Source organism: Ruegeria sp. CH10, assembly GCF_056537125.1.
In genome coordinates, this window is sequence record NZ_JBQFQY010000001.1 from 489,907 (window position 1) to 509,920 (window position 20,014).

The following is a 20,014-nucleotide window of genomic DNA, read 5'->3' on the forward strand; positions in this document are numbered from 1 at the left end:
CGCTGAAATGTCCGACCTGCTTGACGACCCCATTCCCGGCCAAAACACTCCAGAATATACGGTTTCGGACATCTCGGGTGAGGTGAAACGGACGCTGGAAGGCAGCTTTGGCCGAATCCGTGTGCGTGGTGAGGTTGGCCGCGTGTTCAAGGCGCGGTCGGGCCATCTGTATTATGACATCAAGGACGACAAGAACGTGCTGGCCTGCACCACGTGGAAGGGTCAGGTCTCGGGCCTGTCGGTGGTCCCCGAAGAAGGGCTGGAGGTCGTCGTCACCGGTCGCCTGACGGCTTTTGGCGCGCAGTCCAAATACAATCTGAACGTCGATGAGGTCGCCGTCGCGGGCCAAGGCGCGCTAATGGCACTGCTTGAGAAACGCAAGAAACAGCTTGAGGCCGAAGGGCTGTTCGCGCCCGAACGCAAGAAACCCCTGCCCTATTTGCCGCAGATCATCGGCGTGGTCACCTCGCCCTCGGGTGCGGTGATCCGCGATATTCTGCACCGCCTGCGCGACCGCTTTCCGCGCAAGGTCCTGATCTGGCCGGTGGCCGTGCAGGGATCGAACTGCGCGCCCGAGGTCGCCAATGCGATCAACGGCTTTAACCAGCTAACCCCCGGAGGCGCGCTGCCGCGCCCCGACCTGATCATCGTCGCACGGGGCGGCGGATCGATCGAAGACCTTTGGGGCTTTAACGAAGAAATCGTCGCGCGCGCCACTGCGGCCTCGGATATTCCTTTGATCTCAGCCGTCGGGCACGAAACCGATACAACGCTGATCGATTACGTCTCGGACCGCCGCGCACCCACGCCCACCGCCGCCGCCGAACTGGCCGTGCCTGTGCGCATGGAAATGCTGGCCTGGACCGGAGAGCAAGGCGCTCGCCTGTCCCGCGCCGCGACCGATGCCGTGCAGCGCCGCAGCCAACGCCTGCGCGACCTGTCCCGCGCCCTGCCGCGCCCGGACAGCTTGTTGAACACCCCCCGACAACGGCTTGATTTGATTGCAGATCGCCTGACACCCGCACTGGAACGCGGCGTACAGAACCGCCATCTGCAAGTGGTGAAACTCTCGGCTCATCTGCGCCCCTCAACCCTGCGCAATCTGGTTTCCAGCCGACAAGAGGCGGTGCGCAACCTGTCCTCACGCCTGTCCCTGCGTCCCATCCAGCGTGAGATTGAGGTGCAGCGCCAAACCCTGTCCCGGTTGGGCGAACGTATGAACACAGCACAGACCACACGTCTGGACCGGATGCGGCAACAGCTGGACGCCACGGACCGGTTGCGCGAAACGCTCAGCTACAAGGCAACCCTGCAACGCGGCTATGCGGTGGTGCGCGCCGATGATCAGGTGGTGACGACGAAAAAGCAGGCCGAAAAACACAGCTCGCTGCAAATCGAATTTGCCGACGGTGTGCTGACAACAGGCCAGCCTGCGGCCAAGCGGCCTGCGCCAAAGAAAACACCGAAAAAGGATGCGCCCGATCAGGGGTCGCTGTTCTAAGCGCTAAACCCCGACATCCGGCCCGTAACAGACCATCTCTTCCCCGACATCCTCAGCTTCGTAGAGTTCCGTCTGCGCCGGGTCGCCTTCGAACTGCGCGATCAGCCCCGCCCCGGAACGGGTGAAGACCCAGCATTGCGGGTCCAGCCGGTCTTCATAGATGAAACAAATCTGCTCATCGCGTTCATACCACACGCCCTCTTTGCAATCGCCATCCAGAAACGACCAGATCACCCGGCGGTTGGGCAGATACCGCTCAACCCCATAGACCTGCCCCTCAAATCCGTAAAACAGGGTTTTTCCGCGCGTATAGTCATCGAACTCTGCCCCCGACAAGGTGGATTGTGCAGAGGTGGACACCGCAGGCAACAACAGAAGAATCGCAAGACGTCTGAGCATGGCCGCATTCTGTCAGATGCGCTGGTCAGAGGCCAATCACCATTTCTGCCTCAACGTCACCGCTTGCACGACAGCATCGCCCCGTAACATGCTGGAAAAAAACGAGGGAGGGTTTGATGACACCCCTATTGTTCGGGCTCGCTGGCCTTTGTGCACTGGCCTATCTGCCCCTGTCGCCCCGCCCGGCCAGCGCCATGCGGTCGGTTCTGAAAACGGCCTCGGTCGCCCTGTTGGCGGTGATCGCAATTCAGCAAAGCGCGCCGCTTTTGCTGGTCGCCGCGCTGGCCCTGTGTGCCATCGGCGATGCGCTGTTGTCGCGGGAAACCGACAGCACCTTCATGGCGGGCATCGGGGCCTTTGCCGCCGGGCACATCGCCTATATCGCCCTGTTCCTGACCCACCCGGCCAGCGACATGTCTGTCATCTTCGACAAGCCCGGCTATTTCTGGTCGCTGATCATCCTCGGCATCATCGCCGCCACCCTGCTTGCCCCCCGCGCCGGGGATCTGAAAATCCCGGTTCTGGCTTACATCCCGATCATTCTGGGCATGGGGATCACCGTTCTGGCTCTGCCCGAAACCGGCGCGCTGCGGTGGGCTCTGCCTGCCGCGATGGCCTTTATCGCATCCGACCTGATCCTGGCGACCGAGAAGTTCCTGCTGCCCCCCGACCATCCGGCCTTAAAGCTGACCCCCTATCTGGTCTGGCCGCTGTACTGGGGCGCACAGGCCGGATTGCTGGCCGCGTTCCTCTGACCCTTTGCAACTGCCGCAAATCCGCATTAGGTGAGGGGAACACCTGCGGAGACCAAAAATGGCGTTTTTCTCAAAGCTCAAGGACAAGCTGTTCAAATCCTCGTCCCGCCTCGAACAGGGGCTGGATGCGATCGTCGAGGATGGCGGTGAGGAAACAACCGCACCTGAACCAGTTATCCCTGAGCCCGAGCCACAGCCAGAACCCGCACCGGAAACCCCGCAACCGGTTCCCGAAGCACCAGCGCCGCAACCCGTTGCAGTGCAAAATCCAGCGCCCGTTGACCCAACGCCAGCCTCTCCTCCGCCAGAAGCTGCGCCTGCAAAGGGCGTACTGGGTCGCCTGTTTGGCCGCAACGAGGCCAAAACGGCCCTGAGGCGCGCGCTGGATGACGACATGCTGGAGCAGCTCGAAGAGTTGCTGATCGCCTCGGATATGGGCGTCGATACCGCCCTGCGCGTCACATCCAACATGGCCGAAGGGCGCTATGGCCGCAAACTCTCGACCCAGGAAATCAAACAGCTTCTGGCGCAGGAAGTGGCGCGCGTGATGGAGCCTGTGGCCAAACCCCTGCCGATCTATCCCAAACGTCCGCAGGTGGTGCTAGTCGTCGGCGTGAACGGCTCGGGCAAAACCACCACAATCGGCAAACTGGCCAGCCAGTTCAAATCCGCCGGCAAAAAGGTCGTCATCGCCGCCGGAGATACCTTCCGCGCCGCAGCCGTCGAACAACTGCAGGTCTGGGGCGACCGGGCCGGCGTCCCCGTTCTGACCGCGCCCGAAGGTTCAGATCCCGCCAGCCTCGCCTTCGACGCCCTGACAAGGGCGCAACAGGACGGCGCAGACCTTCTGATGATCGACACCGCAGGCCGGTTGCAAAACCGAGCTGACCTGATGGAGGAACTAGCCAAAATCGTCCGCGTCATTCGCAAAGTCGACGACACCGCCCCCCACAACACCCTACTGGTGCTCGACGCCACGACGGGCCAGAACGCGCTCAGCCAGGTGGAAACCTTCCGTAAGCTGGCCGATGTCTCGGGCCTTGTGATGACAAAACTCGACGGCACCGCCAAAGGCGGGGTGCTGGTCGCTCTGGCAGACAAGTTCGGCCTGCCCATCCATGCCATCGGTGTAGGTGAGCAAATCGACGATCTCGCCCCCTTCGACCCCGAAGAATTTGCCGCCGCTCTCACCGGCCTTGATCAAAGCTGATCCGAACTTCATCTGTCCAAAAATATCCTCCGGGGGTCCGGGGGTGGAAAACCCCCGGCTTCTCCACCCAACAAAAGGCCGATCATTGAGCGACTGGCTGATCTCTCTCGAAGGCACCGAAGCAGGCCACCGGCTGGCGCTGGGTCTGGCCCTGATGGCTGCCTTCCTGCATGCCGCTTTCGGCGCTTTGCAAAAAGGTCGTCACGATCCCTGGATGTCCCGGGGCGCAATCGACGGATGCTATTGCCTGATGGCCGCACCCCTTGCGCTTTTTGTCGTCCCCTGGCCGGAACCCTTCATGTGGCCCATCTTTGCCGTCGTCTGGCTGATCCACATCACCTACAAGATTCTGCAAGCGATGGCCTATACCAAAGGCTCTTACACCGTCGTCTACCCGGTCGTCCGCGGCACCGGGCCGCTATTCACGGTCATCGGGGCCTATCTGCTGTTTTCCGAGACATTTACCGGGCTGCAATGGTTCGGCGTCTTTGTCCTGTTGACGGGGATCTTTGGCCTCGCCGTCTACAATTTTCACTTTCTCGAAACCAACCGCGAAACGCTCGGGATTGCGCTGGTGCTGGCGGTTGCGACCGGGTTGTTCGTCGCACTCTACACCACCTATGACGCCTACGGCATCCGCGCCACCGCCGACCCGTTCACCTTTCTGGCCTGGTTTTTCATGATCGACGGCTTTGCGATGCCGATCTATGCCGCCCTCAGATACCGCGCCATGATCCACCGCCCCGCCCTTGGCCCTCTGATGCTGCGCGGGTTGGCGGGGGCCATCATCGCCCCGCTTTCATTTGGCGCCATCATGCTGGCCACACGTCTGGACAAAGTCGGAGAAGCCGCCGTTCTGCGCGAAACCTCAACCGTCTTTGCCGCCCTAATCGGTTGGCTGGTTTTGAAGGAAACCGTAGGCCCCAGACGCATTGCGTTGATGGCATTGATTGCACTAGGCGCTGTAATAGTTGAAATGGGCGGGTGAGCAGCAGGAATTCGACATGACAGACGAAAAAAAGATCAATCCGTTTCTGAAACAGGTGTTGGAACTGGGCCCGCCGCTGGCCTTCTTCTTTATCTACCTGCGTCTGCGCGACGACAGCTTTCTGATCGGCGGGATCGAGTATTCGGGGTTTATCGTCGCCACGATCATCTTTGTGCCGCTCATGTTGGCCGCGATGGGTGTGCTTTGGTACCTGACGGGCAAACTCAGCCGGATGCAGATCTTCACCGCCTTCATGGTCATCTTCTTCGGCGGCCTGACCGCCTGGTTCAATGACGAGCGGTTCTTCAAGATGAAAACCACGCTGGTCTACGGGCTGTTTTCGGTCATCCTTGGGATCGGGTTGCTGCAGGGCAAATCCTACCTCGCCTACGTTCTGGATGAGATGCTGCCCATGCGCCACGAAGGCTGGATGATCCTGACCCGGCGCCTGTGCGGGTGCTTTGCGGTTCTCGCTGTTGCCAATGAATTCGTCTGGCGCACCATGTCGACCGATCTGTGGGTCAAAATCGAGACATTCGGGTTTCCAATCGCGCTGATGGTGTTCCTGATGTTGCAATTCAATCTGCTGCAAAGTTACATGGACGACCCGGACCACCAATAGGTGAATGGTAAAAAGCAAGATTCTCCCCATGCGTTTATGGCGTTTTCCACGTCCAAGCGGTGAAACCCGGGAAAACAGGACAAAAATCCTTGGCTAAATGCCGAAGCTGTGGAAAGTTGTGACACCACTCACAGCCGGAGCACCAAACATTCATGACGGCTTTCCCTGACAGCGGCTTTCTGTCCGAAGCGTCCGACAGGCTGAAAGCCATGCTTTCCGCTCAGGCGACCGAAATCTCACTTGAGCGGGGCGAAGTCCTGTTTGAACAAGGCGACGCGGGTGATGCCCTCTACGCCATTCTGGAAGGCACGCTTGAGGTTTCGTTTCTGGCCATGAGCGGCCGCAAACTGTCGCTGACACTGATGCGCCCCGGAGAAGTATTTGGTGAGATCGCCCTGTTCGACAGCGGCCCCCGTACCGCCTCGGTGTCGGCGGCCGAGCCCTCACGTATTCTGCGTGTCCGACAACAGGATGTGATGGCGCAAGTGCGCAATCATCCCGATCTGGCCGTTGATCTGATCCGTCTGGCCGGGTTGCGCATGCGCTGGATGGGCTCGCAATTGAATGAGCAGGTCTTCCTGCCCATGCCGATCCGCCTGGCCCGTAAGCTGCTGCATCTGTCCGAATTGCAAGACAATCCAACAGACCGCATCACCCTATCGCAAAGCGAGCTGGCAGAATTTGTCGGTGCCACGCGCGAGGCTGTGTCCAAGACCATTTCCACCTGGAAACGGGATAACGTGGTTGAAGCGACACGCGGCGGCCTGATGATTCAGGATTTTGAGGCCCTGCGGGAATTGGCCGAATCCGATCTGATCTGACCCCTGTGATCTGCTTCACAGATCAAAGCTCAAATTAAGACTACGTTAATAGATGTTACCGTAGGAGGTCAGAGAATCATCCCCGATATCTGTCCACTGACCTCTCCCTGTATCAGAGCCACGCACCTTCCCCGGTGTGTGGCTCATTTCTTGACAGCAGGACATTAAAAGGGCCGGAGAACACGCTCCGGCCCTTTTGGATTTGATGCGGTTGACTACTCGCCGAGGCTCAGCGCCACGAACCGGGGTTCGCCACCGCGGCGCACCAGCAACAGCAGCGACTTGCGCCCGGCCTCGCGCGCTTCTTCCATGCGGGTTTCGAGGTCTTCGATCGAGGTGACCTTTTGTTGGCCAGCTTCGGTAATCAGATCGCCAGCCCGCAGCCCCTTGGCGAAGGCTTCTGACGCCTCGTCCACCTCGGTCACAACCAGACCTTCCGCCTCGGCATCCAGACCCATATCCGTGCGCAGCGTGTCGGTCAGCGGTGAGATCGTAAGACCAAGGATATCCGCGTTCTCGTCGGCCGGTTGATCCGGGGTTTCCTCTTCCCCATCTTCGGCGCGCTCGGCGTCCTCACGACGGCCCAGCGTCACCAGAACGGTCTGAGTACCCCCGTCGCGGTGCACGACCACGCGGACCGATTTACCAACTGTCGTCTCGCCGACCTGCCGTACCAGACCGCGCGTATCCTCGACCTCGACCCCATCAAAGCTGAGGATCACGTCCCCGGCCAGCAGGCCCGCATCCTTGGCCGGTCCGTCCGGCACATCGCTGATCAGCGCGCCGCCGGGTTTGTCCAGACCCATCGCCTCGGCCATATCTTCGGTCACGTCCTGAATGCGCACGCCCAGCCATCCGCGGCGCGTTTCGCCAAACTCGCGCAGCTGATCGACGACCTTTATCACAACGTTCGACGCCATCGAGAACCCGATGCCAATCGAGCCACCGTTGGGCGACAGGATCGCAGTGTTCACGCCGATCACCTCGCCATCCATGTTAAACAGCGGCCCGCCCGAGTTGCCCCGGTTGATCGCCGCATCTGTCTGGATGTAGTCATCATACGATCCGCTCAGCGCGCGGTTGCGGGCAGATACGATTCCGGCCGAAACCGAGAACCCCTGCCCCAGCGGGTTGCCCATTGCGATCACCCAGTCGCCCACACGGGCCACGTCGCTGTCGCCGAACTGCACATATTGCAGCGGGCCTGACGCCTCGACCTTGAGCAACGCGATGTCCGTCTTTTCATCCGTGCCGATCACCTTGGCAGGCAATTCCTTCACCGGTTGACCATCGCCCGGGAAGAATTCAATCAGGATTTCATCGGCTTCAGCGATGACGTGGTTATTGGTGACGATATAGCCATCCTCAGAGATCACAAATCCCGACCCCAGCGCGTTGCTGCGGCGTGGGCGGTTTTGATCATCGCCGTTGCGGTCCTGAAATTCGCGGAAGAAATCCTCGAACGGAGAGCCTTCGGGCACGATGCCCTGAGGGCCCGTCTGATTTTCGATCAGGGTCGAGGTGGTGATGTTAACCACCGCCGGGCTGATCTTTTCGGCCAAGGGTGCCAGGCTTTCGCCCCGCGCCTGCGCGGCGACGGTCTGCGCCAGCACAAGAAGCATCCCTGCAACGGCCAACCACATCAGCCGCATGAAACCAACAACCTCGTCCCGCCGGACGGAAATACTGCGCGCTTGTGCCTGCACTTGGGAACTCCTTGTCGTCAATTCTTGGTGGATCGCCCGCAAGCGGCCCTGCTTGGCATCCAATGTAGTCGGTTTGTCAAAGCCCGCAACTAAGGATCGCGGGGAAATCACCGGCAATTGAAAACCCCGTGTTAAAACCCGACCTGATATGCGGCCCAAAGCAGCACCAGACCGCTGACAACGCACAGCAGACCGGCCAGCCGCCGCGCCTGTTCGGGCAAACTTCGCAATGCCTCAAGCATGCGTTCAATAAGCGAAGGGGCCAGCGCATAGGCCAGCCCCTCGACAATCAGCACCAGCCCGAAGGCCAGAAAGATCAGACCCATTACTGGCCGCTCTGCCCTGTGGGCGATTTCAGGTAGTTGAAGAACTCGGAATCCGGGCTCAGAACCATCGAACTATTGCCGCCACCCAGTGCTTTTTCATAAGCAGTAAGCGAGCGGTAGAATTCGAAGAACTCGGGGTCTGCGCCATAGGCTTCTGCAAAGATCGCGTTGCGTTCGGCGTCAGCCTCACCGCGAATGATCTCGGCCTCACGGTTGGCGTCCGACACAAGTTCGACCACGGTCCGGTCAGCCTGCGCGCGAACACGCTGCGCCGCCTCGTTACCACGAGCACGTTCGTCGGTGGCCTCACGTTCACGTTCCGCCTTCATCCGGTCAAAAGTTGCCTCAAGGTTGGCTTGCGGTAGATCGGTTGCCTTCAGACGCACGTCGATCACGTTCACGCCCAGCGCCCGCGCCTCGGCAATCGCGCTGTTGCGAATACGCAGCATCAAAGCCGCACGATCCGAGCTGAGGATGTCACGGGACGACACCGAACCCAGCACTTCGCGGGTTTCCGCACGCAGAATACTGTCCAGACGATTCTCGGCGACAGGAATACCACCTGTACCAACAGCCTGACGGAACTGGTTCAAGTCTGAAATCCGATAACGCGCGAAGGCATCGACCACCAACCGGCGATCATCCAGAGGTGTGACCTCAAGCGGCTGCACATCAATCGACAAGATGCGGTCATCGTAGCGCACCACTTCCTGAATCAGCGGGATTTTAAAGGCCAGACCAGGGTCTTCCTTGACAGATACAACACGACCAAATTGCAGAACCAAGGCGCGCTCGCGTTCGTCAACAATAAAGATCGACGACAGGCCAACGACGCCCAGAATTACGACAAGGATGAGAATAATGGGTGACTTTCGCATCAGTTGCTCTCCTCGCCCGAGTTACGTCGCAATTCGTTCAGCGGCAGATAGGGCACAACACCCTGCCCGCTCCCGCCGGTGTTTTCATCCAGAATGATTTTGTCGACATCACCCAAAACCTGTTCCATCCGCTCGAGATACAGACGCTTGCGGGTTACGTCGGGCGCTTTGGAATATTCCTCCAGAACCGCGCTGAAACGGCTGGCTTCACCCTGTGCGCTGTTGATCTGCTGGGCGCGATACGCCTCGGCCTCTTCCAATACCTGCGCGGCTTCACCGCGCGCTTCGGCCAAAACGCGGTTGGCATAGGCGTCGGCGACGTTTTGCAGGCGGTCACGTTCCTGCGCGGCGGCCTGAACGTCGCGGAACGCGGCGATTACGTCCTGTGGCGGGTCGGCCTTGTCAAAGTTCACCCGGACGATATTGATGCCCGAATCGTAGCTGTCCATGGTCGATTGGATCAGCTCTTGCAGGCGCTCACCGATGATACCCCGGTCGCGGTTCAGGATCGGGGCCAGTTCGCTTTGCGCGATGATCTCACGCATCGCCGATTCCGACACAGCGCGGATCGTTTGACGCGCATCACGCAGGTTGAACAGGAACTTGGCCGGGTCGTTGATATTCCAGACGACCTGATAGTCGATATCGACCACGTTTTCGTCGCCGGTCAGCATCAGGCCATCGTCACTTGCGCTCCGGCCGCCCATGTCTTCGGTCTGTTCGCGGGTGACCGGGATAACCTCGGCCGTCACAAAGGGCCACGGGGCAAAGTTCAGGCCGGGATTGCCCACGGCCGAAAACTCACCCAGGAACAGTTCAACCGACTGTTCTTCGGGTTTGACGGTATAAAAGCTGGCCGCGCCCCACAGGACTGCACCAACTACAAGACCGATCAGCACAGTACCTTTGGTAAAGATGGGACCACCCCCACCGCTGCCCTGACCGTTTCCGCCACGGCCTGAACCACCGCGACCGCCCATAAGGACGCGCAGCTGTTCCTGGCCTTTTTTCATCAGCTCATCGATCTCGGGGATCTGCGGGCTGTCGCCTTCGGGAGGCTTGCGCCCGTCCCCGTTATTGCCCCGATTTCCTCCGCCACCTGAGGAGCCTCCGCCGCCCCAGGGGCCACCGCTGTTGCCCGCCATATGTCTCTGTTCCCTTGTGTTGGACCGTGTGATCACGGGTTCCCTTGTAACTTGTGTGCGCGCGGTTGCAAATCAAGCCGTGCGAACAGGTTGCCGCATTGTCACCAGTTCCTCGGCCATGACCGGATGAACGGCGACGGTGCGGTCGAAATCTTCCTTGGTAGCGCCCATCTTTACGGCAATGCCGGCCAGCTGGATCATCTCACCCGCGCCCGGCGCGACAATGTGACAGCCCAGCACCTTGCGGGTGGCCTGCGATACGATCAGCTTCATCAGAACACGCTGAGTGCCCCCCGCAAACGCCTTTTGCATCGGTTTGAACGAGGTTGCATACACCTCAACCGGTTCCTGCGCGGCGGCCTCTTCTTCGCTGAGGCCCACTGTGCCGAATTCCGGCTGGGTAAAGATCGCCGTCGGGATCAGATCGTGATCCACCGGGGTCGGGTTGGCTTTGAACACAGTTTCCACGAAGGCCATCCCTTCGCGGATCGCAACCGGGGTCAGGTTCACACGATCAGTCACATCCCCGATGGCATAGATCGAGGGCACACCGGTCTGGCTGTATTCATCCACGATGATCTCACCCTTGCGGCCGCGTTCGACGCCCACGGCCTCAAGCCCCAGATTGTCCGCGTTCGGCGCGCGCCCGGTAGCATACATGACCACGTCGAAATGATCCTCGGTGCCGTCGGTCGCCTTAACGCGGATCTTGTCGCCCTCTTTGGTCATCTCAAGCACATTGGTGCCCAGACGCACGTCGATGCCGTTCTGACGCATTTCTTCGCAGATCAGACCGCGCGCCTCTTCGTCGAAACCACGCAAAATCTGCGCACCGCGATAAAACTGCGTGGTTTTCACGCCCAACCCGTTCATGATGCCGGCGAATTCACTGGCGATATAGCCGCCGCCAACGATCAGGATGCTTTCGGGCAACTTGGGCAGGTGGAAAATCTCGTTCGAAGTTATGGCCAGCTCGGACCCCGGAAACTCAGGCACGACCGGGCGTCCGCCGGTGGCGATCAGGATATGCTTGGCCGTTTTGCGCGTACCATCGGCCAGTTCGACCGTATGCGCATCCACGATATGCGCGCGCTGGTCAAAGCTTTCGACGCCATTGTTCTTGAGGATATTGCGATAGATGCCTTCCAGCCGGTCCAGTTCCGTCACCAGCTTGCCGTGGAACGTACTCCAGTCAAAGGCACCGGGTTGAATATCCCAGCCATATTCCCGCGCATCCCCGACCATGCCGGAAAACTCACTGGCAAAGACCATCAGCTTTTTGGGCACACAGCCCCGGATGACGCAGGTGCCGCCATAGCGGTCCTCTTCGGCCAGCGCCACTTTGGCACCGTTTTCGCCCGCCGCAACGCGCGCCGCGCGCACCCCGCCCGAGCCGCCTCCGATGACGAAAAGATCATAATCAAAGCTCATTTACCGTGCCTCTTCCAGATTTCAGCAAGCGCCATCGCGATGCTTAGGGGTGTACTCTATCTTGCGCCACTGTCCATAGGCTTACGATTGGCAAGCTGTTCTTTCCGGGGACTGTCCAGATCAGGCCAATAGTGTCGCAGCGCGTCGATGAATTGGTCAGATATGCGCTGCGGAATTCGTTTCAACGGAAAGTCCGCAGAACTGCGGCCGTTGAATAGACGAATTGTTACCTTGCACTGTGTCAGCGTGGAAAAACTTCACCAATTGAGTCTCTACGCGCAGAGCATACCCAAAATACACGGCCGGCAGCGCTGCACCCCCTGAACACTAAGTAAAAAACACGTATGGCCATGGTTTCTCTGACCACAAAAGCAAGCCCTGGCTGCAACCCTTAGTCCGCCAGATCGGAAAACAGGTTCTCTCCGCCGTCCACCATCTGATCCAGCTCGGTCGTGCCCGTGTTCAGGTCGCGCAGTTCGACACGACCGTCGCCATGACCGATGACAACCTTGTCGCAGATGTCGATAAACAACCCATTTTCAACCACGCCGGGCACCTGGTTCAGAACAAAAGCCAACTGCCGTGCATTGCCGATCCGTTGCAGGTGCAGGTCCAGAATGTGGTTGCCTTCGTCCGTGATAAACGGCGCCTCGCCGTTCATCCGCAGCATTGAAGTCTTGCCAAGCACATCCATCGTGTCCAGCGCCTCTTCGATCAGGGTGCGCGTGGTCTGCCAGCCAAAAGGCACGACCTCGACCGGCAAGGGGAAGGCGCCCAGCGTTTCGACCTCTTTGCCCGCATCGGCGATCACGATCATCTGATCGCTGGCGGTTGCCACGATCTTTTCCTGCAGATGCGCCCCGCCGCCGCCTTTGATCAGGTTCAGCTCTCCGTCGAATTCATCCGCGCCGTCGATTGTCATATCCAGCCATCCGGCCTGATCCAGCGAGACCACCTCGATCCCGACCTCGCGGGCCAGTTGGGCGGTGCGATTCGAGGTTGGAACAGCCTTGATCCGCAGCCCTTCCTCTTGCACTCTTTCCCCAATGCGACGCACCATCCACGCGGCAGTGGACCCTGTCCCCAATCCTACCCGCATACCGTCCTGCACCAGGTCGGCAGCGCTGCGGGCAGCGACATATTTGGCCTTATCGATTGACGACATTTCTTGTGACATGGCAGCGTTCCCCTCTTGTCTTGGCGGGTTTATACGGAATGCAACCCGCAACTTCGAGAGCCAAATCGCCTCGACCCCAAGCAAACACTGGAGAAAACTGCGTGTTTCCGATGGGAAACGTCGCAATCGCCGCATTTTTCCCACCTGATCCGATATAGACAATCCTTATGACACCGCCCTATCGCCTACACTATGCCCCCGACAATGCCTCACTGGTCATCAGACTGGTGCTGGAAGAGATGGGCCAACCCTATGAGACCGTTTTGGTGGATCGCCGTCAGGATGCGCACAACAGTGCGGCCTACCGAAAGCTGAATCCCAACGGCCTGATCCCGGTGCTTGAAACACCACAAGGACCCATCTTTGAAACCGCAGCCATCCTGCTGTGGCTGGCCGATACGCATGGACAACTGGCACCTGCGCCTGACAGCCCTGATCGTGCGGGTTTTCTGAAATGGCTGTTTTTTGCCTCCAACACGCTGCATGCAGACCTGCGCATCCTGTTTTACGCCGAAAAGTATATCGATGAAGCGCAGGCCGACACCCTGCGTACTGGCATCCGCCCGCGCCTGCGTCAGCACTTGGCAATTCTGGATGCAGAGGCTGCAAAAAAACCTGTGTGGCTGTCACCCGATCAACCGTCGGTTCTGACCTATTACCTGGCCTGTCAGATGCGATGGATGGCCCTTTACCCCGCGCGGGCTGATCGCAGCTGGTATCAACTGCCGGACACCCCCTATCTTCAGGCCATTCTCATGCACTCAGAAACCCGCCTCGCAACGCGTGCCGCAATCGCAGCCGAGGGGTTGGGTCCAACGCCATTCACGTCCCCAAGTTACGCTAATCCTCAGGAAGGCTCAGCTACATAACATGTTTCTCTCCGTGTTCGATATGTTCAAAGTGGGTATTGGCCCGTCTTCGTCTCATACTATGGGTCCTATGGTGGCAGCGGCGCGGTTCCTGGACCTGATGCGCGCCTCGCCCTTTGAATTTGCCGGGCTGCGCGGATCCTTGCATGGCTCGCTGGCCTTTACCGGTGTCGGCCACGCCACCGACCGCGCCACGATCCTGGGGTTGGCAGGCTTCGTCCCCGAGAGCTATGACAATGACAAGGCCGAGAAAGCACTGGCAGAAATAGCCGAAACCCATTCGGTCACACCCGAGGGCCTGCCCCGCCTGAAATTCGATCCGAAAACCGATTTGATCTTCGACTACGACGACACTCTGCCCGGACATGCGAACGGGATGATCCTGATGGCAACCGATGCACAAGGGGACGTGATCCTGCGTCAGGTCTACTACTCGGTCGGGGGCGGTTTTGTTCTGACCGAAGAGGAACTGGCCGAAGGCAAAGCCAAGAACGAAGGTCCCCCTATCCCGTTCCCCTTTCACTCTGCCGCTGAAATGCTTGAGATGGCCAAGTCCAGCGGCAAAAGCATCGCACAAATGAAACGCGAGAATGAGATCGCACGCGGATGCGCCGACAGCTTTGCCAAGGGCACGGCGCGGTTGTGGGAGGTCATGAACAATTGCATCGAACGCGGGCTGAACACCGATGGCATCCTGCCCGGAGGTCTGAAAGTACGCCGCCGGGCCAAGGGGATTTATGACGCCCTGATGGCCGAGCGTGGCATGAACCTGACCGCACCTCACACCATCAACGACTGGATGAGCGTCTATGCGATGGCCGTGAACGAGGAAAACGCAGCGGGCGGTCAGGTTGTAACCGCCCCGACAAATGGCGCTGCAGGGACGTTGCCTGCGGTTCTGCGCTATTATCTGGACCACGTGCCCGGCGCGTCGGAAAGCCACATTGAGGATTTCCTGTTGACCGCAGCCGCAATTGGCGGACTGGTCAAGTATAACGCCTCGATTTCAGGTGCCGAAGCCGGGTGTCAGGCCGAGGTCGGCAGCGCGTCGGCCATGGCGGCTGCCGGTCTGTGCGCAGTGATGGGGGGCACCCCCGAGCAGGTAGAGAACGCGGCGGAAATCGCCTTGGAACATCACCTTGGCATGACCTGCGATCCGGTCGCGGGGCTGGTGCAGGTTCCATGCATCGAACGCAACGGACTGGCCGCGATCAAGGCGGTTTCGGCGGCCTCACTGGCGCTACGGGGGGATGGGCAGCATTTTGTGCCTCTGGATGCCGCGATTGAGACCATGCGCCAGACCGGCATGGACATGCATCATAAATACAAGGAAACCTCGCTGGGCGGCCTGGCCGTGAATGTTCCCAACTGCTGAGATGCTATTGGCGCTTTGCCCCAAGCGGCAAAACAATTAGCGTCGCGCCCATGATACAGGATCGACCGGTTCTTGGCATCATGTTGATGCTTGGGTTTTGCGTTTTGGCGCCGTTTGGGGACGCACTGGCAAAACTGCTGAGCGCGTCGACCCCGATTGGCATGCTGGTGTTTGTGCGTTTTGCAGTGCAGGTACTGGTTCTTGTTCCTCTGGTCGCCCTGACAGGTCGGCACTGGCGCATGCGCGGGCGTATTCTGTGGCTGGCCGTTCTGCGTACCGTTCTGCAGGTCATCGGGATAGCCGCGATGTTCAGCGCTCTGCTCTACCTGCCTCTTGCGGATGCCATCGCCATCGTTTTCGTGATGCCGTTCATCCTGCTGCTGCTGGGCAAATACATTCTGGGCGAAGAAGTGGGCCTGCGCCGTCTGATCGCCTGCGCGGTAGGTTTTTTCGGTACTCTGCTGGTGATCCAGCCCAGTTTTGCGCAGGTGGGCGCAGCCGCGCTGCTCCCTCTTCTTGTCGCGCTGGTCTTTGCGCTTTTCATGCTGGTGACCCGCCAGATTGCAAAACAGACCGATCCCGTTTCGCTACAGGCCGTGTCCGGCGTTATCGCAACTGCGATCCTGCTGCCGGTCCTTGCCCTTGGCGGGATGAACGAAGTCCGGGGCGCATCCTTGATCGCGCCGCCTGCTGATACCCATGTATTGCTGCTTGGCGTCGGGCTGTTGGGAACCCTGTCGCATCTATTGATGACATGGTCGCTGCGGTTTGCCCCCTCGGCCACGCTTGCCCCAATGCAATATCTGGAAATCCCGGTGGCCACCCTGTTCGGCTGGATCATCTTTCACGATCTGCCCAACGGCATTGCAGCACTTGGGATCGCCATCACGGTGGTCGCGGGGCTCTACGTTATCCTGCGCGAGCGGGCCAGCGCGCGGGCTGCCCCGACAGAAACGCCTGCATAACCGCGTCCAGCGCGGGACGGGGCACCATGACCAAAAGACCGGGTGAATCTATCGACAGATGAACCTGCCCCAATGCCCGGTTGGACGTGCCGACGCGACCGTCCGGCTCCAACACCAAACCTTCGATCGGCCATTCCAAGCCCTGGCTGCGGCCTGTCACGGTCTGAAAGGGAAACAAGGACACCACATCGCCGGGACGCAGCGACAGGGTAATCTCGGGCGGTGCATGGAATACGATCTCCTGCGCGCCGATCAACAGACAGGGCCTGTCCTGCAACCTGACCAGAGCGTTGAGCACGGCAAGCTGATGATCCAGCCGACCGCCCAGAAACCCCACGCCCAGAACCAGAGGCGCATCAACGCTGCGCAGGGCCTTGTCGAAATCCGTGCTGTCCTGTTCGTCGATGGGAAACAACCGGTCGGCAGGAATGCGGTCCCGATAGCCCGCGTCCAGCGAATCGAAATCACCGATAACAGCGTCAGGATTGCGCCCGGCATCCATGAGCGGAACTGCCCCACCATCTGCCGCCACAACCGTATCGGCACGAATCAAGGCCAGTTTCAGATCCTCAGCGCCGATTTCACCGCCTCCGACGACTGCAATTGGCCTCTGGGACCGTACAATCGGCGCATTTTTTGTAAGATTGATCATTTTTTCCGGTTTTGGACACATTGAGACCACAAAATGATAAGCTAATGCAAAGAGTTTCGAGCCACCGGTGTGTCCGGATTCGGGTTTGGTGGCTCCGGTAGTTTGTAGAGGACGTGCGTCTGATGGTACAGAATAACAAGGTTTTGACCGTTTCCTATGGAACCTTCTCATGCACTTTGGAAGGCTTTGATGATTCCTTTGAAACGATGAAAGCGATTGCCGAGTATTTTCGCGATCTCGCCGCAGATGATCGTTATTTCGGCTCTGAACCACCGCAGCCCGATACTGAAATGTTGACCAAAATCGCACAGCGCGACGCCTCTCGAAAGGTTGAGGCGCGCGCAAACGAGGCCGGTTTCCTGATCCGCGCGACTGAACAGACCCCCGAAAGCGCACCGGATCTGAATGTGATCAACACCCCTGCCCCCTCGCAGCCTGTTTTCGCTGAACCGGTAGATGAGGCCGCTTCCCCTGCTGCTGACAGCATCGCGGCCAAGCTTCAGCGTATCCGGGCCGTTGTTTCACATTCCGAGGAAAACTCGGTCATCTACAGCGAAGACGAAGAAACGGCGCTGATGAAATCGACAGCAGGTCCGTCGGATGCAGTGGCCGCCGCTTTTGCTGCCGGCACGCTTGAGCCTTCCGATATGGACGACGCGCCCGCCGTCACGGCCCCGTTCAACAACTCACCCGACCCTGTCGACGCCGAGCCGGACCAGCCTGAGGTCGAAGAAGCTGAGGCCCCGACGCCGCCGGTCGCCGTCGAAGAGGCTCCGGCCCCTGTCATCGAAGAAGAAGAGACTGAGGTCGAAACCGCCGCCTCTGACGATCTGATGGCCGAAGCTGAGGCCGAGGTCGCGGATGATACCGACGAAGAGATCACCAACATTCTGTCGGATGTAGACGAGGAAGAAACGGTCGAAGAAGCCGCAGAAAACGTTCTGACCGAAGAGGATGAGGTCGACCTGCTGGACGAGATTTCCAGCGTCGAATCCATCCTGGCCGAGCGTGCGGGCAAATCGAAGTCCGAAACAGCAGATATGGATCAAGACGTGTCGCGCCTGATGGACAAGGTCGGCGAACAGTTGGATGACCCGGACAGCAGCAGCACACGCGAAGCCTACACCCAATTGCGGACCGCCGTCGCCGTTACCGAAGCGGAGCGCAACGAAAAAGGTGTCGCCCGTCCGAGCAACGATGATGACGGATACCGCGGCGACCTGTCCTCGGTCGTCAGCCCGCGCCGCCCCGAAGTTCAGGTCACCAGCGCGCGCCCGCGCATCGACGAAGGCGCGCCGCTGAAACTTGTGGCTGAACAGCGCATCGACAACCAAGCGCAGGATGCGGGCCCCGTAACACCCCGCCGCGTAACGTCCGAAGCCGAAGGTGACGACGAAATCGCCGAGGAAGGTGGATTTGCCAAATTCGCACAAAAGCAAGGTGCGCAATCCCTGCCCGATCTACTAGAAGCAGCGGCGTCTTACCTGTCTTTTATCGAAGGACAGGAACAGTTTTCGCGCCCACAGTTGATGAACAAGATCCGCTCGCTCAAGCAAGAGGACTTTGACCGCGAAGAGAGCCTGCGCTCGTTTGGTCAATTGCTGCGGGATGGCAAGATCGAAAAAGCTGGTGGTGGGCGTTTTGCTGCGTCGACCCAGATCGGCTTCCGCCCGGATGACAAGCGCGCCGCCGGGTAACCCACACAGAAATCTAAGGAAAAATGGGCCGAGCGTTTGTTCGGCCCATTTCTTTTGCACTCAGGGGCCCGCCCTGCCCTCAATTCTGTGAAACTTCTATGCTGCAGCGCAGAAAAATGATAGGCTGACCGTTAAGGTAACGTCTGTTCCAGTGCTCGTTCAAACAAAGGCCATGCCATGTATGAACTCCCTATCCGACGTCTTCGAATCTACGACAAAGCCAGAATAGAAAGCCACTTCAACAGCTTGGACACCGACGCTCTGACGGCGCGTTTTGGGGTTCCTGTCAGTGATGCATTTGTCCATGGCTACCTTGAGGGTATTTTTGATCATTCAGCCTTGGTGTTCGGTGCATTCCCGGATTCCTGCCTGCGCGGGGTCGCAGAGTTGAGGGCCCTGCCGGACAGTCATCCGCACAAAGCCGAAGCCGCCTTTACCGTCGAGACTGTGTGGCAGGATCGCGGGATCGGGGATGCGCTGCTGTCGCGGATCATTGCGGCGGCCCGAAACCGTGGTTTCCGCGAGCTGCACATGCTGTGCCTGGCCACAAACCATAAAATGCGCCGACTTGCGTCCAAACACGAGGCCGATCTGAACCTGGTCCCCGGGCAGGTCGAAGCCACGCTGACAACACCATGGCCTACCCTGTTCAGCTTTGCCGAAGAGATGTCAGGCGAGTATCACGCCATGGCGCGCGCTGTCCTCACCTGGCCTGTGACGTCTCGTCAGGGCGATTAAGATCAGAACGAGTAGGCAAGCGCCGCAAATGGACCGGTCAGGATCAGGTCGATCACGTCCTGGCCTTCTTCGAAATCAACGCTCAGATGCCGGTATCCCCCTGACAGATCAACCCGATCTGTCCATTTCCAATTGGCCTGAATGACGGCCTCCCACTGGAAGTCGGAACCATACCCAAAGCCGCCGACGTTACCCATAGCCCCCACGGCCCAACGATCATTCAGAACCCGGCTGTAACGCCCGCCGATGATCGGATCCGTCCAGCTGCGGTCCGTTGATACGGTTCGGTTCAGCACCGTTGTCGACAAATCCAAATCCCAATGGCGCAGCCCGGCAAAGGTCTCAAATCTCGACCGGTCATCCGCGTAGATCGCATAGCTTCCTACGATCGACGACATGGTTCCTTCCAGCTCCCAATCGGCGAGCTCATCAAACGGTCCAAAACCGACCGTATCGGACAGGTCCAGATAGTTGAATTCCGCGCCAATCGCCCAGCGCCCGTTGCGCGCCTCACCCGCAATCAGAAAAAGGCCGTCCAGAATGTCGAAAATGGATTCGTTGCCATCGACCGGCGGATTGGGCCCAATATCCAGCGAGGTGCGAAACTCCGGCCCCCAGAGATAAGGAACGACGGTGTATTCCCAATCATTGGCCTGCACGGGCCCCGCGACCATCAAAGCAAGCGATGCGCCCAAAATCGATTTTTTCATATTCACCCAGCCTCTAAGCCGAAAAAGTGCCATTTCCCAAACGATTGGC

20 protein-coding genes are annotated in these 20,014 nt (G+C 59.4%); 11 read left to right on the forward strand and 9 right to left on the reverse strand.

The features are described from left to right. Positions 1-7: 7 nt before the first annotated feature. Positions 8-1,501 carry an exodeoxyribonuclease VII large subunit gene (gene xseA, locus ACRZ94_RS02420; protein WP_480650559.1) on the forward strand — a complete coding sequence of 498 codons (1,494 nt, stop codon included), beginning with the start codon at positions 8-10 and terminating at the stop codon, positions 1,499-1,501. Positions 1,502-1,504: 3 nt separating this feature from the next. On the opposite strand, the gene ACRZ94_RS02425 is transcribed toward xseA, so the two are convergent. Beyond that, complete coding sequence (locus ACRZ94_RS02425; RefSeq protein ID WP_480650557.1) at positions 1,505-1,900, reverse strand: hypothetical protein; 396 nt, start codon at positions 1,898-1,900, stop codon at positions 1,505-1,507. A 116-nt stretch (positions 1,901-2,016) separates the two neighbouring features. On the opposite strand from ACRZ94_RS02425, the gene ACRZ94_RS02430 reads away from it, so the two are divergent. The 5 genes from ACRZ94_RS02430 (at position 2,017) to ACRZ94_RS02450 (ending at position 6,296) form a co-directional block, all read left to right on the forward strand. Further along, a complete protein-coding gene (locus ACRZ94_RS02430) occupies positions 2,017-2,655 on the forward strand; it encodes a lysoplasmalogenase family protein (protein ID WP_480650555.1) in 639 nt (212 codons plus the stop codon). Between the two features lie 58 nt (positions 2,656-2,713). Beyond that, positions 2,714-3,865 (forward strand): signal recognition particle-docking protein FtsY, encoded by a 1,152-nt coding sequence (gene ftsY, locus ACRZ94_RS02435; protein ID WP_480650553.1) that lies wholly within the window; start codon positions 2,714-2,716, stop codon positions 3,863-3,865. Positions 3,866-3,950: 85 nt separating this feature from the next. Continuing rightward, a complete protein-coding gene (locus tag ACRZ94_RS02440) occupies positions 3,951-4,853 on the forward strand; it encodes an EamA family transporter (RefSeq protein WP_480650551.1) in 903 nt (300 codons plus the stop codon). A gap of 16 nt (positions 4,854-4,869) precedes the next feature. Then, positions 4,870-5,475, forward strand: a complete 606-nt coding sequence (locus ACRZ94_RS02445) for an inner membrane-spanning protein YciB (protein ID WP_480796594.1) — start codon at positions 4,870-4,872, stop codon at positions 5,473-5,475. Positions 5,476-5,627: 152 nt separating this feature from the next. Continuing rightward, positions 5,628-6,296 (forward strand): Crp/Fnr family transcriptional regulator, encoded by a 669-nt coding sequence (locus ACRZ94_RS02450; RefSeq protein ID WP_480796595.1) that lies wholly within the window; start codon positions 5,628-5,630, stop codon positions 6,294-6,296. Positions 6,297-6,511: 215 nt separating this feature from the next. On the opposite strand, the gene ACRZ94_RS02455 is transcribed toward ACRZ94_RS02450, so the two are convergent. From ACRZ94_RS02455 to rpiA, 6 genes are all read right to left on the reverse strand, one after another. Further along, on the reverse strand, positions 6,512-7,948 hold the full coding sequence (locus tag ACRZ94_RS02455; RefSeq protein ID WP_480651435.1) for a Do family serine endopeptidase: 1,437 nt from the start codon (positions 7,946-7,948) through the stop codon (positions 6,512-6,514). Positions 7,949-8,133: 185 nt separating this feature from the next. Next, positions 8,134-8,328: a DUF2065 domain-containing protein gene (locus tag ACRZ94_RS02460; RefSeq protein ID WP_480650545.1), complete on the reverse strand. Its 195-nt coding sequence runs from the start codon at positions 8,326-8,328 to the stop codon at positions 8,134-8,136. Further along, positions 8,328-9,206, reverse strand: a complete 879-nt coding sequence (hflC, locus tag ACRZ94_RS02465) for a protease modulator HflC (protein ID WP_480650544.1) — start codon at positions 9,204-9,206, stop codon at positions 8,328-8,330. Before hflC ends, ACRZ94_RS02460 begins: the two co-directional genes overlap by 1 nt. Next, entirely contained in the window at positions 9,206-10,351 is a 1,146-nt protein-coding gene (hflK, locus tag ACRZ94_RS02470) for an FtsH protease activity modulator HflK (RefSeq protein WP_480650542.1), read from the reverse strand. Before hflK ends, hflC begins: the two co-directional genes overlap by 1 nt. Positions 10,352-10,423: 72 nt before the next feature. Continuing rightward, a complete protein-coding gene (gene gor, locus ACRZ94_RS02475) occupies positions 10,424-11,782 on the reverse strand; it encodes a glutathione-disulfide reductase (protein WP_480650540.1) in 1,359 nt (452 codons plus the stop codon). 391 nt (positions 11,783-12,173) lie between these two features. After that, entirely contained in the window at positions 12,174-12,959 is a 786-nt protein-coding gene (gene rpiA / locus ACRZ94_RS02480; RefSeq protein WP_480650538.1) for a ribose-5-phosphate isomerase RpiA, read from the reverse strand. 167 nt (positions 12,960-13,126) lie between these two features. On the opposite strand from rpiA, the gene ACRZ94_RS02485 reads away from it, so the two are divergent. Genes ACRZ94_RS02485 through ACRZ94_RS02495 form a run of 3 tightly spaced genes read left to right on the forward strand, consistent with a single transcriptional unit; the run spans position 13,127 to position 16,168 of the window. Then, a complete protein-coding gene (locus tag ACRZ94_RS02485) occupies positions 13,127-13,828 on the forward strand; it encodes a glutathione S-transferase family protein (RefSeq protein WP_480796596.1) in 702 nt (233 codons plus the stop codon). A gap of 1 nt (position 13,829) precedes the next feature. Then, the gene (locus ACRZ94_RS02490) at positions 13,830-15,203 is read left to right on the forward strand and encodes an L-serine ammonia-lyase (RefSeq protein WP_480796597.1); all 1,374 of its coding nucleotides are present in this window, start codon (positions 13,830-13,832) and stop codon (positions 15,201-15,203) included. Between the two features lie 50 nt (positions 15,204-15,253). After that, entirely contained in the window at positions 15,254-16,168 is a 915-nt protein-coding gene (locus ACRZ94_RS02495; RefSeq protein ID WP_480650532.1) for a DMT family transporter, read from the forward strand. Here the strand turns inward: ACRZ94_RS02495 and ACRZ94_RS02500 are convergent. Further along, a complete protein-coding gene (locus tag ACRZ94_RS02500; protein ID WP_480650530.1) occupies positions 16,113-16,820 on the reverse strand; it encodes a thiamine diphosphokinase in 708 nt (235 codons plus the stop codon). The genes ACRZ94_RS02495 and ACRZ94_RS02500 overlap by 56 nt on opposite strands. Positions 16,821-16,942: 122 nt before the next feature. Between ACRZ94_RS02500 and ACRZ94_RS02505 the strand changes: the two genes are divergently transcribed. Both ACRZ94_RS02505 and ACRZ94_RS02510 read left to right on the forward strand, forming a co-directional pair. Further along, positions 16,943-18,517 (forward strand): hypothetical protein, encoded by a 1,575-nt coding sequence (locus tag ACRZ94_RS02505; RefSeq protein WP_480796598.1) that lies wholly within the window; start codon positions 16,943-16,945, stop codon positions 18,515-18,517. Positions 18,518-18,694: 177 nt separating this feature from the next. Further along, positions 18,695-19,255, forward strand: a complete 561-nt coding sequence (locus ACRZ94_RS02510) for an N-acetyltransferase family protein (protein ID WP_480650526.1) — start codon at positions 18,695-18,697, stop codon at positions 19,253-19,255. 2 nt (positions 19,256-19,257) lie between these two features. Here the strand turns inward: ACRZ94_RS02510 and ACRZ94_RS02515 are convergent, their stop codons facing one another. Further along, positions 19,258-19,965 carry a porin family protein gene (locus tag ACRZ94_RS02515; protein WP_480650524.1) on the reverse strand — a complete coding sequence of 236 codons (708 nt, stop codon included), beginning with the start codon at positions 19,963-19,965 and terminating at the stop codon, positions 19,258-19,260. Positions 19,966-20,014: the final 49 nt, after the last annotated feature.

Excerpts from the sequence above, each read along its gene's own strand:
- xseA (WP_480650559.1), top strand. The coding sequence starts at position 8 with ATGTCCGACCTGCTTGACGACCCCATTCCCGGCCAAAACACTCCAGAA.
- ACRZ94_RS02425 (WP_480650557.1), bottom strand. The coding sequence starts at position 1,900 with ATGCTCAGACGTCTTGCGATTCTTCTGTTGTTGCCTGCGGTGTCCACC.
- ACRZ94_RS02430 (WP_480650555.1), top strand. The coding sequence starts at position 2,017 with ATGACACCCCTATTGTTCGGGCTCGCTGGCCTTTGTGCACTGGCCTAT.
- ftsY (WP_480650553.1), top strand. The coding sequence starts at position 2,714 with ATGGCGTTTTTCTCAAAGCTCAAGGACAAGCTGTTCAAATCCTCGTCC.
- ACRZ94_RS02445 (WP_480796594.1), top strand. The coding sequence starts at position 4,870 with ATGACAGACGAAAAAAAGATCAATCCGTTTCTGAAACAGGTGTTGGAA.
- ACRZ94_RS02450 (WP_480796595.1), top strand. The coding sequence starts at position 5,628 with ATGACGGCTTTCCCTGACAGCGGCTTTCTGTCCGAAGCGTCCGACAGG.
- ACRZ94_RS02455 (WP_480651435.1), bottom strand. The coding sequence starts at position 7,948 with ATGCGGCTGATGTGGTTGGCCGTTGCAGGGATGCTTCTTGTGCTGGCG.
- ACRZ94_RS02460 (WP_480650545.1), bottom strand. The coding sequence starts at position 8,328 with ATGGGTCTGATCTTTCTGGCCTTCGGGCTGGTGCTGATTGTCGAGGGG.
- hflC (WP_480650544.1), bottom strand. The coding sequence starts at position 9,206 with ATGCGAAAGTCACCCATTATTCTCATCCTTGTCGTAATTCTGGGCGTC.
- hflK (WP_480650542.1), bottom strand. The coding sequence starts at position 10,351 with ATGGCGGGCAACAGCGGTGGCCCCTGGGGCGGCGGAGGCTCCTCAGGT.
- gor (WP_480650540.1), bottom strand. The coding sequence starts at position 11,782 with ATGAGCTTTGATTATGATCTTTTCGTCATCGGAGGCGGCTCGGGCGGG.
- rpiA (WP_480650538.1), bottom strand. The coding sequence starts at position 12,959 with ATGTCACAAGAAATGTCGTCAATCGATAAGGCCAAATATGTCGCTGCC.
- ACRZ94_RS02485 (WP_480796596.1), top strand. The coding sequence starts at position 13,127 with ATGACACCGCCCTATCGCCTACACTATGCCCCCGACAATGCCTCACTG.
- ACRZ94_RS02490 (WP_480796597.1), top strand. The coding sequence starts at position 13,830 with ATGTTTCTCTCCGTGTTCGATATGTTCAAAGTGGGTATTGGCCCGTCT.
- ACRZ94_RS02495 (WP_480650532.1), top strand. The coding sequence starts at position 15,254 with ATGATACAGGATCGACCGGTTCTTGGCATCATGTTGATGCTTGGGTTT.
- ACRZ94_RS02500 (WP_480650530.1), bottom strand. The coding sequence starts at position 16,820 with ATGATCAATCTTACAAAAAATGCGCCGATTGTACGGTCCCAGAGGCCA.
- ACRZ94_RS02505 (WP_480796598.1), top strand. The coding sequence starts at position 16,943 with ATGGTACAGAATAACAAGGTTTTGACCGTTTCCTATGGAACCTTCTCA.
- ACRZ94_RS02510 (WP_480650526.1), top strand. The coding sequence starts at position 18,695 with ATGTATGAACTCCCTATCCGACGTCTTCGAATCTACGACAAAGCCAGA.
- ACRZ94_RS02515 (WP_480650524.1), bottom strand. The coding sequence starts at position 19,965 with ATGAAAAAATCGATTTTGGGCGCATCGCTTGCTTTGATGGTCGCGGGG.